Genomic DNA, 15,946 nt, shown 5'->3' with positions numbered 1-15,946 from the left:
TTGCGACCTCGATTCAACAGCCACCCGCCGACATTCGCATCGACCCCCGACACCACGACCCCTTAAGCCGGCTCCTCGGGATCCTCGCCCGTACCCAGCGCCGGCGGCTCGTACTCGCCGAAGTCGTCCCTGGGCCCCTGACCCTGCGCCGACGGAGTCACCAGCGGAGAGTCCGTGACCGGAGGCAGCGGCTCGGTTGCCAAAATCTGCACCCGCGACGCATTGTCCACATCCACCACGAACGCCAACACCGCCTCCGACAATCCCCACCCATCGTCGGTCGGCCACCACAGGGCGAAGATATCCGGTGTACCGGCCGGAGTCACAATCGGCGACGGAAACAACTGCGCCGGCTCGTCCTCGTCCAACAACATCTGCTCGTCGACCTGAGCCTTCGGCGGCCGCAGCACCCGAAGATCGCCCCCCGTTGGATGCGTCACCACCCGAACCCGCTCCCCGTGCAACACCTTCGACGGCCACCGCCGCGCACGAAAATCCATTCCCCGCGAATCGGCGATCTGCACCGACAACCCACTGCCACGAGAAGTCAACAACGTGTCCCCCGGAATCGGCTTGCGAAGCTCGCGCATCCTCAACACCATCTGGCGCACACACGTGCAAAAAGCCTGACCGTGAATATCCAACGGATCCTCGAACAACGGCTGCCACATCTGGCCAACCTTGGGGATCACCACCTCCAAGTCGTAACGCAGAGTCGCCAACGACGGCCCATGATCCGACACCGCCTTGCGCAACCGCTCCTGTAGGTTCACACGGCGAATTTCGCACACAAAAACAGGGAGCGCAAGCAACACGCCGCACCGGCGTGGCGAGGGTATTGATATTGCTACGCACCATCTTAGGGTACATGTACTCGACGATAAATATGCAGTTCAACACGCATATTGTGCTCACAATATGTACTTAACTACTGATAAGCCGTGCACGAGAGCACGGCGGCCAGGATTCCTTGCAGACCGACACGGCCCTGCTGCCCAACGAGGTCTGGCAGCAGAGCATGAATAACGTTGGCGCTCACCGATATCAGTGAAAAGAACACCAGGACGCACCATAGGTAGATCCGGTTGTTCTTCTGAGTGGCGTAGCCGGAGAACGCGACGAGGGTGAGTGTGGCCAGGAATATGAAGCCATCGATGAAGACCGGGAACAGCCACGACAGGCTCTCGTCCCAGCCTAGGCGTTCTGCCAGGTCACGTTGCGCGTTGAAAGACACCGCGAAGCTGGCGGTCATGATGATGACCGTGATGACGAAGGCGGCGGGCCGTGAGATCCTCACCAGTTTGAGCTGGCGGGCGGCCCGCTGCTGCTCGGGGCTGAGTGGTATCGGCGGGGGCATGTGGCTCGACCCGGTCGGTCGTAGGGCCCATCGTAGGCGAGCACCGATTCCGGGCCTCTCGATGCTCGGTGTTGGTGCTGTCGCGTGGGGTGCTGGTTGAGGTGTCGGTGCGGCGGGTGTGGCCGGCCGGCGTTCGTCGACCGTGGTGGTCATCGAATGGGTTCCTTCCGGGGAAATGAATGTGGCGTGTTTTGGGCAGCGCCCTACCCCGCAGGTGGGTGCTGGAAATGGGGCAGCTTGGTGGAGGCCCGGATCGCGTGGAGGGGCTTCTGCGTTGGAGCCCGGTGCGGGGTGCGCGGTGACGCTAGCCGGAAATGAAGTTGCTGGTCACCGACCGATGACACCCCCTTGTTTCGTCACGTGACGTGATGGTTTTACCGTGGTAAAACCATCACGTCTTCATGCTCGGCGCCGGCGCTTGATAACGGTGAGCAGCGTCGCGACACCGTCATCCCCGAGGGCGTCGATCAGAGCGTCGGCGAGGTCTGTCGGTGCGGCGTCGAAATTCCGCAGCGCAGCGGTGACGTTGCGATACTGGGGAGGCGCGGCCGGCTTCTCCTTGGGCTTGGCCTTCTCCCCTTCCTTACGCTTCTGATCTTCACGTTCCAAGTACGCATTCCACGCCTGGACTTGCCGCTCCTCGGGCACCTTCGCCAGTGTCCGCGCGTGACGCACCGCGATCTCGCCGGCGCGCATCTTCTCCTGGATCTCCGGCGCCAGTTCGAGCAGGGCCCTGCGCTGGGTAATCCACCCTTCGCTCTTGCCGAGTCGCTTGGCCGCTTCCCTACCGGAACCGCACTCGTCCACCAGACTTTGCACGGCATGAGCTTCCTCGATCACGTCGAAGTCGACCCGTTCGACGTTCTCCCGGATAGCGGCCGCAATGAGCGTGGCCCGATCCCTGGCAAGCTCGTCTTTGACGACGATCTCCAGGGTGTCCTTGCCATACTTCTCGGCGGCAGCCAAGCGCCGACACCCATTGATCACAACCCAGTTCGCGGTGATCTCGTCGTCCGGGTAGAGCCGAAGGTAGGCCGCCCGAGTGACAACAGCCGCAGGCTGCAGCTGAATGTCGACGATGCTGGCCAGGTCCTCCAGATCCCCCACGGTATCGCGGGGGTTGCGGGGGTTGGGAATCAGCTCCGCTGTGGGTACCGAACTCGGAGCGGCCACTCCCCCGCCGGCTGGCGCTGAGGATGCGTTGAGTGAAGGCGCGTCTTGATCGTCGTCGTCGTCAACGAGTGCTGCCAGGCTGACACGTCCGCGTGCTGCCATTTCAGGCTCCAACCGCGAGGTCGATTTCATGGGTCAGCTTGGAGAAGTCCAGCCGGGCCTCCATGCCTGCGCGATTCTTCGGGTAGTCGGTCACCACCTGGCCTTCCGCGCTTGCCCGAGTGTGCAGCTTGTAGCGACGGATGACGGTGTTTGCCAACGGCCACCCGTTCTTCTCCACGTACTCGATCGTTTCGTCGCGATCCCGCTCGCCGTCGCGAGGATCCCAGTTGTTGATGTAGACGAGGTACTTCAAGCCGCGCGGTTCGACTACATATTTGATGGTCCGAGCGGTCGGCTTGTAGCAGAGCGGCTCGGGCTGCATGGGAATCACCGCGAGGTCTGCGACATCGAGCACCGCGCGCAACGCGTCTGATGCCTTCCCGTCGCCGAGCGTGTCGGCACCACCGTTGCCCGCCATATCGATCCACCCAGGGGTGTCGACGTAGACGTACTTCACCCCTCGGAGATTCCTGAGTTTACGTAGCCCGTCGATGTCGTCGTGGGCTTGCACGACGTGGAAGTCCCGGCCATTGACACGCTCGGACCACCAGACTGCCGAGCCTTGCTGGTCGATGGACACCGCCGCAACAGGGGAGGGGTCGTCGGCGGAAAGTCTGCTCCTGAGCAGATCAGCTTTCGTAGCCGCCGCGTTGACGGTCCCAGTGCTCTTGCCGACCCCTCCTTTTTGACTGAGGAAGACGACGACTTTCGCTCCGTCACCATTAGGGGAGTCGAGTGGTTTTACAGCTTTCAATTTGGTTGCCACAAGAGGGCCTTTCCGTATGGTTCGCCCGCATAATTACGGCCTACTCCGGATCTGACATGAGCAGCGTATCGGGGGAGTGCGACGAACGCACTGAGCAACACGAATTCGTCCGGCGTCTCATGCAAAAGTTCGAGAAACGAAAGCGCGGTGGGACCGGGAAACGCCTGTCGGTAGGCAGGCTTCTACGAGCTGGTCCGCCGCAAAGCGAAGGCGTTTAAAGATCAGGGCGATGCGAGCGACGTTTTGCCACGGTAAAGCTTCAGTGGGGTACGAGCAGATTCAAGGGCGAAATGTGCGGGCCCAACAGTGGTCCTACCCACGGGGCTACAGGGGAGGTTTGAGCGGGTTTTACCATGGTAAAACCCGGAGAGCGATCCCGCGTGGCGCGTCCAGCCGGGGCAAATACTCTCAGCAGAAAACATACGAACTCGCAGGTAGAGCGAGTTTTACCATGGTAAAACCGCGCACCTAATCGCGATTTCCCAACCGGATACGGAACAAGCCCAGGGACTTCGCAACGCTGTTCTGCGGTCAGACAACTAGGATCGGAAGGCCCGCAAACAGCGCCGTCGGTGGGGGAGTGCCGTCGGTCCAAAGGAGGGCGGAGCAGGCTACGCGGATCACACTCGACACCGATGCAAACGGGTCGAATTCTAGCGACTGCGCGCGCCTCATCCGCACATGAACTGGGCGGCGCCGCCCCGGGCCGACGGATCGGGTAGGGCAGAGCGCTATTGCTGTCTGACCGACTCGGTGCGGCCATTGCATGGCGGTCCCCATAGGCCAATGTGGCCGGCTTTGGCTTGGTCTTCGGCGGCTGAAATAGCGGGGGAGAGGCTGGCAGGATTGTTCTTGTAAATGTAGGCGCGGGCCATTCCTGCGCGTACCGCTTCGATCGAGTAATTCCATCCATCGTCGCGCTGCACGTAGGCCAAGGTGCGTCCATATTTGTCGTGGGCATCTTGGGATGGGTCGGGCAGCAGGGCGACGCGGCGGCCGGTCAGGGTGCGGGTGGCGAAGTCGGCGGCTTCGGTGGCGAAGCAGCCGACCGACCAGCCGGGCTTGTGCAGCTCGGGGGAGTCGATGCCGTAGACCCTGATGCGCAGTCTGCCCCGGGTGTCGTCTCGGACGTCGATGGTGTCACCGTCGACCGCTCGCAGGACGGTGGCGGTGGGCGTGTGGGTCGGGTCGGCAGGGGATTGGGCGCTGGGTGCGCATGCCCCGGCGCCGACAGTGACGGTAGTGGCGACCGCAAGGCGAGTCAATGTGCGCGGTGCGGCCATGGTCACCATCCCGGGTAAGCGAGGAGTAGTGCTGCGAGTACTTCCACACGCGGCTTATCTAGGGCCGCGGAGATGTCGGCGAGGCCGTGGACTCCGATGTCGGCGAGTAGTTGGCCGCCGAGGTCGGAGCTGTATAAGCTCACCAGGGAGGCAAGGAAGACTTGTTCGCCGGATGAGAGAACACCGATCGAGTTCGAAATGTACTCGACGTCGGGCGTGAGATCCCATTTGCTGGCTGCGGTTGCGGGGGAGTGCGTACCGTCTCCGAAGAATCGGGGGCCGGCCAGCTCGACTCCGGTCCGCCATGCGTCGAAGAATGCGGCTTCGTTGTAGTAGGTGGTCATGTGGTGGCTCCTGGCTCGGTTTCGTTCGTCTTTGGCAGGGCCGCGAGGGCAGCTTGTAGGTGCTCAGTTTCCTCCCGAGCATGGCGGTATGCGGCAATAGAGCGATCGGCGTGGTCGGCAAGGCGATTCAGGGTGTTCGCGAGCGGGCCATCTTCAAGGTCAGCGGTGTTGCGGGCGATGACGCAGAGCTGCTGTAGCCGGAGAATCGTGTCGTCTGACGCATTCGTTTCGGCAAGGAGCGGCGTTGCAAGGGAGCGCAGTTCTGTGGCTATCCGCTCTTGGAAGCCTTGGGGTTCAAAGATGTTGATGACGAACTGCGATAGAGTTGCGCTCACCTTTTGATCCGACTGGCTCTCCTCGGCAGCAGCCCAAAACCGCTCAGGCGTGGTCACCCCCACAAAAGCTGCGAATAACGCGATGAGTCTGGCGTCGCGATCAGCAACGTCGGGCAAATTGTCGACGGGGAGGGACAGAACGCGCTCCACGACCCACTGTTTGGTGTGGCGTCGGATCCCTGCCAATTTCAAATCGTCTTGGACCCGCTGTACGTGCAAGATGACGTTGCGGCCAAGCCGATCGATCTCGTCAGCCAGCTCGGCGAGGGCGGGTAGCTCGCTCATTGGAGGTCCTTGTGCCTACGAGGTTCGACAGCGGGAAATTTGTTGATATACAAGGCGTTTCCTCTCGTCTTGGGTTGGTAGTGGTCTTGTTAGGCGTTGGTGGTTGCGGTGAGTGCTGCGTCGATGATGTTGGGGTCGCGGGTGGCGATGGTGAGATTGCGGCGTAATGCCTGAGCGACGATGATGCGATCGAACGGGTCTCGGTGATGCCAGGGGAGTCGGCCGGCCAGGATCGCGTCAGCGGATTCGATCGGGAGCTCGGTAGTGCTCATGTCGGAGAGGATGTCAGACCAGGCCGACAGCAAGGCTTCGCCATCGAGGCGGCCGAGCTGGGTCTTGATGGAGATTTCCCACGCTGAGGCGGCGCTGACCCATACCGTGGTGTCGGGATCCTCCAGGGCGGCAAGTGCTTGTGTGTGGATGGTTGTCGGCTTGCTGACGAGCCAGAGCAGGGTGTGGGTGTCGAGCAGGATGTTCACGCTTCGTCGGTGCCTTCCCGTGCCGCGAGTTCGGCAGACAGGGGTTCGTCAAAGTCGTTTGGCACCAGAAGGTTTGGGAGTTGACCGAATCGGCGTGGTACGGGGTTGATCGGTACGAGTCGGGCGACGGGCTGGTTATGGCTGGTGATGGTGAATGATGCGCCAGCTTGGACTTCTTTCAAGAGTCGGTTGAGTCGGTTCTTGGCGTCGCTGCTGCTGATCCGCTCCATGGAGACATGGTATCGCCATGACGCCAATCGAGCTAGTCAGACTAGCGTGATTGGCCGTCTGTACACGCGCGACGGGTTACGCGGTCGGGGAGATCCCGGGAGCTAGTCGAACGCCGGGGTTTCGCCGCCGGTGTCGGTATAGCGCCCGTTGGCCAGCAGAGGCGCCCCATGCTCGGAAAGGTACGTCCTCTTGACGGCGGCGACGGTCAGTCCGAGTAGGTGGGATAGGGGCACGAGTGCGACGAGGCTCAGTTGTGGGTCGGGGGCCGCTGCGACGGGGCCGTGGCCGATTCGGTGGAGAATTCTGTAGCCCCGTTCCATGTCGCTGAGCTGGTACGACTTGGCTACTTCAGATGCACTAGAAGGCAATTCGAGGTAGGGGAGTCCGATATCCTCGCGGATTTCGTCACCCATGACGGCATACAGGCACCGCTCGAGCACGACTGTGGTGGCGGCGAACAGAACGGTGCGCGGCTCGTCGCCGGCTGTTGCCTCACTGAACTCCAGGCGATCGCCACGGTGGCGGATGTAGTACCGGGTGCCGGTTTCCGCCGACAACATGAGGATTCCGGCGCCGTCGTCGACGGTGCGGGTGTACCGGGCTGTGGCAGCCCACCCGAGGCATTCAGAACTGATCGACGGAACGGCGGTCACGAGTTCAAACCGTAGCCGCACCGGGCGGGCGCATCCGGGCCGAAATTCGAGTAGCTCGCTACTCATATGACGAAACCCCGACCAGATGGACCATCAGTGATGTGCCACCACGGCCGAACCTCATCGAGTCGATACAACCTCACATCTTGTGTGAAAGGGAAAACCTATGAGTCTCAATGTCTCTGCCGGCAGCTGGGCATACACCGGCAACGGCTACATCAAGATATCTCTGAACTCGACGGACCTTGGATTGCCACGAACGGGCCGCAACAGCAAGGTGTGGGCTTCGGTGGTCGAACTCGCCAGGAACCCAGGCGACGCCGACATGCCCTTAGTCGGCGATGCGTTTCTCAACGTAGGCGGGATCGCCCCGCACGACGACGGAACCATCGACGTCCACGTTCACGTCGACTGGGATTCCCCCCTTTTGTTCGAACTCACCGTATTCGTAGCTGCCTAATTCGGCGAAACGGGTGGCGCGGTGATCGGCCCAACAGCCGCCACCCTGGCTTGGACGGTCATCAGCGCTGCTATGGCGTGGCCTGCCTCGTGGTGGGTGATCATCGATTTCTCACCATGCATATAGCGCCATCTTCCTGGGCTTCGGCTTACCCGGCGGTCCTGGGAACCCATGACGTGGTTTCCCAGTCCCACACAGGGTCTGGGATGGAGGCTGGAAGTGGTACAACCGTTGCGCCGGCAGCGGCATGCTCATCGGCGTAGCGTTGCGCCTCAGCCTCCTCGTCTGCGGTGAAAACCGCTGTAGCCGTGGGATTGCCGGGGACACGGACCAGGATCGTCAATTCGTCCAGTCTCACGTCGCGGCGTTTCGGCGCGACCCGGACCCGCGCGTCACCAACCGTCGATTCACTCATTGCGCACCTGTGACGACTAGCCTGCCCAAGGGGGCGGGAAGCCCTGATGGCCAGGCAATCCCGCCAGAGCCTGTGGGGTGGGGCCATTTCAACGGTGAACCGTGCTCACTGCTCGGCACTGGGTTCGATGGTCTTCCCATGGGTACATCTTCGCTGCTCGGTCTGACATTCCTCGACGAACCAGCGAAGCGCGTCCATGCGTGGGGCCAAGCTATGTCGTGGTACTTATCTTCGGGATTGCTCCAGCGCGGCACGAAGCGTTTGGAGTGTGGCGCCGGCCGCCGTTCCAGCGGCCTGATATGCGGCCTTGAGGCGCGAGGACTCGTCAGGGCTCAGGGAGCGGCCGACGACCTGTTGGATGACGTGTGAGAGGTCGACGAGGTCGTCCAGGTTTAATCCCGCACTCATCAGCTTGATCCGGCGCGGGCTCGCATCGCGTCGCGTCGGAGTGCGGCGGCGAGGTCGTCGTTGTCGGTGAGGTCGGCGGCGGTGGTTAATGTCCGGGCGATCCGGGCGAGCATCGCTGGGGGAGCGGCTACCGAGCCAACGGTGTGATCGGCCTGAACGAGGCCGGCCAGGGACAGGAGCTGTGCCGTCTCGTGGATTCTGGCGCGTCGATCGATATCGTCGATCCCTTGGAAGGTGCCGTAGAACTGGATGGTCTCAGCGAGGCCAGCGATGAACCGGCCGAGGTTGGCCACGCTGATATGTGCGGTCCGTGGAAGGTCGAACAGGTTGGTTCCCGGAGCTTCGTCGGCGAAGGTGGACACGAGTTCCTCGGCGAGCTCGTCGAGATACCGGTGGGTGTTCCGCTCATCGACGCCCAGTTGTCGGGCGGCGGAGTAATTGCGTTCTCTCAGAAACGATTCCGCGACGTCTACGGTCAGAGTCATTCCGCGCTCGCTCACCCGCTCCGCCAAGCCGGCAGCTGCTTCGCGCAGCGAACGTGCTGTTCGGCGAGGGCGGTCGGGTTTGTTGGGATCGGTGCGCGGACGGTCAGTCATCGGCAGAGTCGCTCTCTTCCTTGGGGTTGCACGTGTAGGTCTAGGGCTGGTCGCGGCGCGGCGCACTGTGTCGGCGGGGCACCACCGTGGTGAAGATGTTGGGCTGTTCACGCCTAGCGGCTTCCTCCCATGCCTCGTCCTTGCTGGTGATCCGTTCCGATGTGGTCGCCTCGCCTGTGTCCCGGTTGACGCTGACCACCCAGTAGCCGTCACTCATGGTTCTTTGCGGCCTTCCGAGGCGAGCGCGTCGAGATAGGCGTCGTGGTAGCGGACGATCGCGAGTCGTTCCAATGCGAACTGTTCCAACGCGCTGTTGATGATTGGTTGCCCCTGCACAAGAGATGCGCCTCGCTGATACGGCCAGTGACCGAAGCTCATCAGATCGATACCGAGGGTCTGTCGCGGTTGTTCACGTGCTTCGTTGATGTCGTTGCCGACCGCCTCGAGTTCGGTTTCGAGGCGTCGCAGCATGGCCGCGGCCCGGCGGAGGTGGCGGTCGCGTTGCTCTTCGAGCAACTTGATGCATTGCTCCCAGGTCGGAATGGAGTGCCGTGGGAAGTAGACGTGGCCGGCGCGGCCGCGGACGACCTGGGGGAGTAGATCGTCGGCAGCCATGATTTTGAGGACATCAGCGGGGATCCCGCATTGGTCTGCGGCCTCGGAGAGTTTGGCGAGGTCGGGGTCAGTCATCGGTGGCTCCGGTCTCGCGGGCGAGAGCGGCTTCGGCCCGCTGCAGGGCAGTGCCGGGCAGTGTGTCGGGTGTCGGGGTTTCGGTGATCGCCGCGGCGATGACCCGGTCGAGCGCTCCGGTGGCCCAGGCATCTAGCGGGCTCTCCGGTGCCTCGTGCAGGGGCGTGTCGAGGTCGACCGAGACGGTCACCGGGACGGGCAGCTTGAGCGCCGCGAGACGCTCCCTGATTGCCTGGGCGAGCTGTTGGCCGTATTCGGCGAGTTCGTCGTGCTGGAGGGCTTCCAGGCGGTCTCTCAGTACCTCGATGGCCGCGAGGGCATCCTCGGTGGCCTGCTCTTCGGGGGTGAGCTCGGTGGGGTTCTCCCGTTCGGCCGCGATCGCCGCCTCCAGTTCCTCGACTGACGCTAGCGGTGGGGGAGGGCCGTCGATGATCTCGACACCCAGGTCCGTGTAGTACGCCCGCATTTTCTCGGTGAGCTCGTTGCCGGGGTAGCTGTACACATGACTGGGGCTGATCGCGTTTTCCCGGCGTTGCAGCTCAGTCTCAGCGGCGTAAAACCCGTTCTCCCACACCGACGAATACATGTCGGACAGGATCCGTTCGGGGTGTACGACGACGTTGACCGGTTCGGTGCGGTGACGCCACAAATCCCATTCATCGTGGCCCACAGCGGCATTGAGGGCATCCCGGATCACGCCGGCTTCCCAGGAGCCTGGCCGGCCGGCCAAGATCGCGTCAGTGCCGCCGATGTTGGCGGCCGCGCCGGCAAGCGCAGTGGTGACGAACGCGGCCCAATCGATCGGTATGCCATCGGCATCGAGGTCGGGTTCCCACGAGCCATCAGGTTTCTGGCGTACCGGCTGGTTGGTGAGCCTGGCGGCTTCGGTGAGCACCCGCACCGCATCGTCGAGGACCACCCGGTGCGGTCGTGCGGCAGTCGCGGTGCTTCCGCCGGTGTCCGAATACCCCGTGTCGGCCAAGACCGCGTCGAGCACTTCACGGTACGGCCGGCCGATGGTCGCGGCCAACGCGTCGAGGGTGGCGCGGGCCGGCCATCCACGCACACCGTTGGAACGCCACTGAGACAGGTTCGCCCGCGTGATGCCCGCTCGGCGCGCAATCTCCGCGTCCGTGACATCCGGATGAGCGTTCTTGTACCAGTCGATCAGGTCGACCAAGCGGCTGCTGGCGGGCATTCACCCAGCGTGACTGCGAACAACCCGACTGTCAATAGGCTCTAACCAGTCGCGTCAAGTAACACTTAACATGCTGTGCAGCGCGTACTCGCCAGGCATGGCGCGGTTTGCGCCGGTTCGCAACGTTGCGGGGATAGCCTTGTTCCGGAACTGGAACACGACCAAGGGGCAGCGCATGACCGACACCATCATCGATAAGGACATCCGTGAAAGGCTGAGGTTGATGCGCGAGCTCCTCGGCAAAGCCGAGTCGACGCTGGGGGAGGACTTCGGCAGTGCCATCGCCGATCCGGTAGCGCGACGGGGGAATGCTGCGGCGATCCGTGCCGACTATCTCGCGAAGTTGCAGCGTGTGTCGGGCTGGGCGCTGCGCGACGCGGTAACTGACGGCCTGCAACACGGGATGACGTGGCGCTGGATGGGAACGGCGAGTCAGCTTCCCGTCGGCACATTGCATCGGCAGTACAATGCCGGCGGCCGGATCGTCGTGCACGACGACGTCACTCAAGAGCCGGATTACTCTGCACCGCAACCACTTTCCGAAAGCGAGGACGCGCGGAGCCAATGAGATTAGCTGACTCCATGTACCGTACTGCTGGCTCTGACCGCCGCGGTGGCCGTCAACAACACGCTGAGCACTGATGCAGTCTTTCGGTATCGTGCTTCAACTGGTCGGATCGCTCGTCACGCTAGGCGGACTTTTCTATGCATGGCACAAAGCGTCCGGCCTGCTCGTCCGGTTACGTGAAAGCGCTCTGCAATTGTGGGATCAGTTCGTTGAATCTGTGGTTGACAGGCTCACTCCACCGGCTCCCCCTGTCGATCCAGGAACTTCGGCGGGGACGCTGCCGAAGATGACCAGCCAGGCCTATGGACACGTCGACGGCGGCACAGACGGTGAGCGTCTTGCACGGCTTGAGAGTGAAAACGCAATGCGCGCACAGGAAATCAGAGAAGTGCATGCCGCGATCGACAAGGCCAGGGCTGCCGCACTGGACGAACTCGAAGCATCTTCGGCTGCGGTTCGGCTAGCAGATATCTATCCGGCACTGATAGGCATCGTGATCAGCATCGCCGGCATGGTGTGCCAGCTCGTGGGGTAGTTGGAGCGAGACATGTAACCCACGCCGCGAACCTTCGGGGTGAGCTGAGCGTCAGGGTGTTACTACCTGGCTGAATGCCTGCCGGTAGTGAGTTACTGCGTCGGCAGGGAGGTTGCCGCTGATGCGCCCTAAGCTCCGTCAGTGATCTATGTCGATGCGGATACGTACGAGAAGCGCATAGAGGGTGCACTCGTTTCCCTCAACATGTTTGCGAACCAGGTCATCGGTGAACTCGACGAACAAGATGCGGGCCCGAGCTGGTGGCCGAACAGCCTCGGTTGGAAGTTGCGGGCACTGTTGTCCGACTATCTGATTCAGTCGCTGTACGGCACGGCCGATGCGCTTTCGTCCGCGTCCCTGGTTTCGCAGGCCTACCGTGAAGCGACATTTGCTGAGAGCTACGCCCACCAACGGGCTGGAAAACAGGGCCGCAGTCCATTTCCGCTTGATCGGCAAGGTCGCCGCCGAGCGCTAGTCATCACCAGCTCGGCCGAGTCCTGCTTCTTCCACTTCGGGCAAGCATTGGATCGCGTCGCAGCGGCTGTTTTCATTGTGGGCGGGTTCGAGAAGAACGTGGTCAAGGTCGATTGGGGCGATGTCGAGACCATTGGCGCCGAGTTCAGCGCTGGCTCGACAAAACAGTACTTGCAGCCAGTGGGCAGCGGTGGGCGAGCGGTTCAAGAGGCTTTGGTGACTGCGGTCCTGGACTGGCAGAAGTCAGGACCTCCGGACTGGCTGGGGTGGATGCGCCTGACTAGAAATGGCATGACTCACCGGGCGCCCTCGGCCGAGGCGCTTGTACCGACCACCGCTCGAACTGTCATCCGCCCGTTCTTCAAACAGCCCTGGTGGAGCGAGGTGCAATCTCTGGTTTTCGATGAGCAACACCCACGCACTTCGTTCCTCGACGCTTTCATAATGTGTAATCCGGCCGATGTCCTGGATGGACTCGTCACGTCGTTGAACGATCTTCTGGAGGCCATCGTCGCTGCTTTGGCGAACTGCTGGAATGCTCGCGCGGGCAATCCGCAGATGATCGTCCAAAGTGACAAGCAATGGAAGGACATCAAGCCATCTGCGGGAGATGCAAGTAATTTCGCGGGATATGGAAGCGCAATGACAGCCGCAGCGGCCGGCGCTATCCTGCAGAACCCGCTCGACGCAAAGCGCTGGCAGTCAGCCCGAGTGATGGACGACCGCCGGCAGGATTGGTATCAACCCTGAGTACGTAGATGAAGCTCGGGGATGAACGCCGCGGAGTCGAAGCTGACCAAGCTGCGCATACAGCGGTTCAGAGCGCTGGTCGGCATCGACGTCGACTTCGGTGACCACAACGCGGGGCCGATCCACGGGGATTTAGGGTATGCCGCGGCCATCGGACCGCCCTGCGACAGCTACACCTGGCGCCGCCAGTTTGATTGAGACTTGGGCTGCAATCCGTCACCGCCAAGTCAATTGCGACAACCGCCAACTTGATAGAGAACCGACAAGCAACAACAACAACAACTAGCCCGGATTTTTCGTCGATGGTGATGGCGGTGGATCTGTAGGGCGTGATGGTTGGTCGGGTGACGTCTGCGGTCACAGGGCATGGTGGGTTGGTCCCGTGTCGCCGGGTGGGGCGGGCTTTCCTAGGGCCGGTATGTCTTTCGTGATCGATCGGTCAGGAGGCCGGCTGTTATCCGAAGGCGGTGCGGATCGTCTGCCAGGCGGTCGCGATCGAGGTGGCCCAGCGCCAGGTGGCGTCGATGCGCAGCCGGAGTTGGCGGGCGCCGCGGGTGATGCGGGCCGCGACGTGCAGCACGCGGTAGCGGAACGTGGCGATCTCGGCGCGGGCCAGCGTCGGATCACTGGTGAATCCGATGAGCCGTGCCCAGATGACCAGGTCGGCGGCGGCCAGGACGATCTCGAGCCAGGCGGCGTTGGCCCAGAAGCCGTGACACGGCAGGTTGCGCAGGCCGGCGTTCTTGAGTTCGCGGATGCGGTCCTCGACGCGGGCGTGCTGGCGGTGCCGCAACTCCAGGCCGGCGACTTGGCCGGCCACGACACCGGGCGGTGTGTCGGTGATGAACGCGGTGACGCGCATCCCGTCGGTGTCGGTGAACCGCAGCTGGGCGCCGGGATGCGGTCTCTCTTTGCGCAGGATCAGCCGGGTGCCCGGCGGCCAGCTGTTGAGGTTGACCAAGGTGGTGGCCTCGGCGACCCAGGCGCCGTCGCGCAGCCCACCGTCGGTGTCGATGGCCGGGTACCAGCCCTCGGCAAGGTTGAGTGTGTCCACGGCGTCCTGGACGCGGGCGTCGACGGGGTAGCCGAAGGAGAATCCGACCCCCTGCTCACGGCAGGCGTCGGCGAATCGGTGGGTGGCTCCGGCGGTGTCGCAACGCACCAGCACCTGGGCCGGTCGGGATCACCGCCACGACTCGAGTCGGGCCGCCACGGCGCGGGCAGCGCTGCCAGCGCCTGGGCCAGGACGATGACGTGGTCGCTGGCGGTGTTGGAGCCCGCGTTGCCGCTGCGCAGCAGCCCGGCCAGGGCTTCCCCGCCGGCGATCTCGGGCGGTCCAGGAACGCCAGCAGCGGATGGTGCCCGAACGACTTCTTCCAGGTCGGCGTCGCGCCGTGTTTGTTGTCGGAGTGATCGATCACCAGGGTGGCGTCGATGTCGATGTGCAGCCAGCCACCCGGTTCGGGGCCGCACCGGCGGCCCAGGCCGCCGCCCGCGCGCTGGCGCGGGCCGCGCGCACCGCAGGCAGGTGTGCAGCGTCGATGCGCTCATTGACCAGCCGCCACATCGTGGTCGTGGAGGCTTTCGCGCCGAACGCGTGCTCACGGTCGCCGCACAGTTGGCCGACCCCGTCAATGCAGTCCGCGCCGTCGGCGACCGCCGCGGCCAGATCAGCGAACACCTCGCCGGGTGCGTAGCTCCACGGCCCGCGGTAGGTGTCGGCCAAAGCCCCGGTGACCTGCGCTGATAACCCGGTCCGGTCGGCCAGTTCCCGCAGTAGGCCCATCCCGGCGTGCGACACGACCCCGTGGCCGTCGGCTGACACTTTCACCCGCGATGCGGCCGCGATACTCTTCACCTGCGAAGTGCCTTCCCGTCAGGATGGTTGAACCCTAGAGAAGTCCAATTATCCCTTGCAGGACAGGCACTTTCGCTTATCTACACGCCGTCACCAGCGATAATCCCCGAAAAATCTGGGCTAGCATGACACATTAGTTAGTGGAGCTAATTAGATTAATTTACATAACGAACGTTATCGGCTAAATATCGGGCTATACGTTGGCTAACTATCAGGCTAGACTTTCACTCATGAAGACGGTACCGCTCAGTGAAGCCAAGGACAAGCTTTCCGCCCTGGTCGACGAGGCCGACAGCACGCACGAAATCATCCGCATCACCCGACACGGCCGAGCCGCCGCGGTCTTGATGTCCGCCGACGACCTCGACTCGCTCAACGAAACCCTGCATGCACTGCGTACCCCAGGGCTCGTCGACGAGCTCAACCAGGCCGACGCCGACTACGCCGCCGGCAACACCATCACCGGCGAAGATCTTCGCAAACGCTACGGCCTCTCGTGACCGACGAGCACCCATGGGCGGTCCGATTGGCTCCCGGCGCGGTTCGCGCACTCGATCGGCTTCCGCACAAAGTCGCGGCCGCGATCGCCGAATTCATCACCGCGACACTGCCCACAGACCCGTACCGAATGTCGAAGCCGCTGCGGCACGAGCTCGCCGGCTGGCGCGTCGCCCGGCGAGGCGACTATCGAGTCACCTTCCGCATCCTCGACGACGACCACGCCCTGCTGATCGGTCGTGTTGAGCACCGGGCGCACATCTACCGCCCAACCTGATCTATGCGACCCACACCGCGACAAATCGTCACTGTGACGAATACTCCTGCGCGACAGTCGGAATCGCGGCGCAGGACTACCGAGCCGTAGTGGCACCGGATGCTGCTGCGGGCGGGGGCTGCAACGGCCGAAATAGACCGCTGAGTAACGCATTTGCTCAAAAGCAGCCAGAACACAGCTAGTCATGGGGGTCACTGACGAGCCAGCCCGT

Annotated in this window: 21 protein-coding genes and 1 pseudogene; 7 read left to right on the top strand and 15 right to left on the bottom strand. The window is 63.0% G+C overall.

Annotation, left to right across the window (positions count from 1 at the left end; all coding sequences use genetic code 11):
- Positions 1-62: 62 nt before the first annotated feature.
- The 10 genes from BTO20_RS38125 to BTO20_RS38080 form a co-directional block, all read right to left on the bottom strand.
- Complete coding sequence (locus BTO20_RS38125; protein WP_003882610.1) at positions 63-773, bottom strand: hypothetical protein; 711 nt, start codon at positions 771-773, stop codon at positions 63-65.
- A 155-nt stretch (positions 774-928) separates the two neighbouring features.
- A complete protein-coding gene (locus BTO20_RS39780) occupies positions 929-1,252 on the bottom strand; it encodes a DUF2637 domain-containing protein (protein ID WP_157680486.1) in 324 nt (107 codons plus the stop codon).
- Positions 1,253-1,756: 504 nt separating this feature from the next.
- A complete protein-coding gene (locus BTO20_RS38115; RefSeq protein ID WP_087083705.1) occupies positions 1,757-2,632 on the bottom strand; it encodes a ParB/RepB/Spo0J family partition protein in 876 nt (291 codons plus the stop codon).
- A 1-nt stretch (position 2,633) separates the two neighbouring features.
- Positions 2,634-3,386: a ParA family protein gene (locus BTO20_RS38110; RefSeq protein ID WP_087083734.1), complete on the bottom strand. Its 753-nt coding sequence runs from the start codon at positions 3,384-3,386 to the stop codon at positions 2,634-2,636.
- 743 nt (positions 3,387-4,129) lie between these two features.
- Positions 4,130-4,681: a thermonuclease family protein gene (locus tag BTO20_RS39775; RefSeq protein ID WP_232491372.1), complete on the bottom strand. Its 552-nt coding sequence runs from the start codon at positions 4,679-4,681 to the stop codon at positions 4,130-4,132.
- 2 nt (positions 4,682-4,683) lie between these two features.
- Positions 4,684-5,025, bottom strand: coding sequence for a hypothetical protein (locus tag BTO20_RS38100; protein WP_087083703.1), 342 nt, complete (start codon positions 5,023-5,025; stop codon positions 4,684-4,686).
- On the bottom strand, positions 5,022-5,645 hold the full coding sequence (locus BTO20_RS38095) for a hypothetical protein (RefSeq protein WP_087083701.1): 624 nt from the start codon (positions 5,643-5,645) through the stop codon (positions 5,022-5,024). The genes BTO20_RS38100 and BTO20_RS38095 overlap by 4 nt, the downstream gene beginning before the upstream one ends.
- 89 nt (positions 5,646-5,734) lie before the next feature.
- The gene (locus BTO20_RS38090) at positions 5,735-6,124 is read right to left on the bottom strand and encodes a type II toxin-antitoxin system VapC family toxin (protein ID WP_087083700.1); all 390 of its coding nucleotides are present in this window, start codon (positions 6,122-6,124) and stop codon (positions 5,735-5,737) included.
- On the bottom strand, positions 6,121-6,354 hold the full coding sequence (locus BTO20_RS38085) for a type II toxin-antitoxin system Phd/YefM family antitoxin (protein ID WP_087083698.1): 234 nt from the start codon (positions 6,352-6,354) through the stop codon (positions 6,121-6,123). Before BTO20_RS38085 ends, BTO20_RS38090 begins: the two co-directional genes overlap by 4 nt.
- Before the next feature lie 102 nt (positions 6,355-6,456).
- Complete coding sequence (locus BTO20_RS38080) at positions 6,457-7,008, bottom strand: Imm61 family immunity protein (protein ID WP_087083696.1); 552 nt, start codon at positions 7,006-7,008, stop codon at positions 6,457-6,459.
- A gap of 166 nt (positions 7,009-7,174) precedes the next feature.
- Here BTO20_RS38080 and BTO20_RS38075 point away from each other — a divergent pair, with 166 nt between their 5' ends.
- Entirely contained in the window at positions 7,175-7,468 is a 294-nt protein-coding gene (locus BTO20_RS38075) for a hypothetical protein (protein WP_087083694.1), read from the top strand.
- A gap of 822 nt (positions 7,469-8,290) precedes the next feature.
- On the opposite strand, the gene BTO20_RS38060 is transcribed toward BTO20_RS38075, so the two are convergent.
- The 4 genes from BTO20_RS38060 to BTO20_RS40070 form a co-directional block, all read right to left on the bottom strand.
- A complete protein-coding gene (locus tag BTO20_RS38060) occupies positions 8,291-8,776 on the bottom strand; it encodes a hypothetical protein (protein WP_087083732.1) in 486 nt (161 codons plus the stop codon).
- A gap of 151 nt (positions 8,777-8,927) precedes the next feature.
- A complete protein-coding gene (locus BTO20_RS39770) occupies positions 8,928-9,104 on the bottom strand; it encodes a hypothetical protein (RefSeq protein WP_157680484.1) in 177 nt (58 codons plus the stop codon).
- Positions 9,101-9,577, bottom strand: a complete 477-nt coding sequence (locus BTO20_RS38055; protein WP_087083688.1) for a DNA-binding protein — start codon at positions 9,575-9,577, stop codon at positions 9,101-9,103. The genes BTO20_RS39770 and BTO20_RS38055 overlap by 4 nt, the downstream gene beginning before the upstream one ends.
- A complete protein-coding gene (locus tag BTO20_RS40070) occupies positions 9,570-10,775 on the bottom strand; it encodes an XRE family transcriptional regulator (protein WP_198344629.1) in 1,206 nt (401 codons plus the stop codon). Before BTO20_RS40070 ends, BTO20_RS38055 begins: the two co-directional genes overlap by 8 nt.
- A gap of 175 nt (positions 10,776-10,950) precedes the next feature.
- Between BTO20_RS40070 and BTO20_RS38045 the strand changes: the two genes are divergently transcribed.
- The 4 genes from BTO20_RS38045 to BTO20_RS39760 all read left to right on the top strand — a co-directional run bounded on the left by BTO20_RS38045 (position 10,951) and on the right by BTO20_RS39760 (position 13,300).
- Positions 10,951-11,343 carry a hypothetical protein gene (locus tag BTO20_RS38045; protein ID WP_157680483.1) on the top strand — a complete coding sequence of 131 codons (393 nt, stop codon included), beginning with the start codon at positions 10,951-10,953 and terminating at the stop codon, positions 11,341-11,343.
- 73 nt (positions 11,344-11,416) lie between these two features.
- On the top strand, positions 11,417-11,878 hold the full coding sequence (locus BTO20_RS39765) for a hypothetical protein (RefSeq protein WP_157680482.1): 462 nt from the start codon (positions 11,417-11,419) through the stop codon (positions 11,876-11,878).
- 141 nt (positions 11,879-12,019) lie between these two features.
- On the top strand, positions 12,020-13,102 hold the full coding sequence (locus tag BTO20_RS38035) for a hypothetical protein (RefSeq protein ID WP_087083682.1): 1,083 nt from the start codon (positions 12,020-12,022) through the stop codon (positions 13,100-13,102).
- A gap of 21 nt (positions 13,103-13,123) precedes the next feature.
- A complete protein-coding gene (locus tag BTO20_RS39760; RefSeq protein WP_157680481.1) occupies positions 13,124-13,300 on the top strand; it encodes a hypothetical protein in 177 nt (58 codons plus the stop codon).
- 256 nt (positions 13,301-13,556) lie between these two features.
- Here BTO20_RS39760 and BTO20_RS38025 read toward each other — a convergent pair.
- Positions 13,557-14,960: pseudogene (locus BTO20_RS38025) on the bottom strand (IS1380 family transposase).
- 230 nt (positions 14,961-15,190) lie between these two features.
- Between BTO20_RS38025 and BTO20_RS38020 the strand changes: the two are divergent.
- Together BTO20_RS38020 and BTO20_RS38015 are read left to right on the top strand one after the other, a co-directional pair.
- Entirely contained in the window at positions 15,191-15,460 is a 270-nt protein-coding gene (locus BTO20_RS38020; protein ID WP_087083678.1) for a type II toxin-antitoxin system Phd/YefM family antitoxin, read from the top strand.
- Positions 15,457-15,735, top strand: a complete 279-nt coding sequence (locus BTO20_RS38015) for a type II toxin-antitoxin system RelE family toxin (RefSeq protein WP_087083676.1) — start codon at positions 15,457-15,459, stop codon at positions 15,733-15,735. The genes BTO20_RS38020 and BTO20_RS38015 overlap by 4 nt, the downstream gene beginning before the upstream one ends.
- The last annotated feature ends 211 nt before the right edge of the window (positions 15,736-15,946 follow it).

This window comes from Mycobacterium dioxanotrophicus (genome assembly GCF_002157835.1).
GTDB classification, from domain to species: domain Bacteria; phylum Actinomycetota; class Actinomycetes; order Mycobacteriales; family Mycobacteriaceae; genus Mycobacterium; species Mycobacterium dioxanotrophicus.
This window is presented reverse-complemented; position numbering and strand designations above follow the sequence as displayed.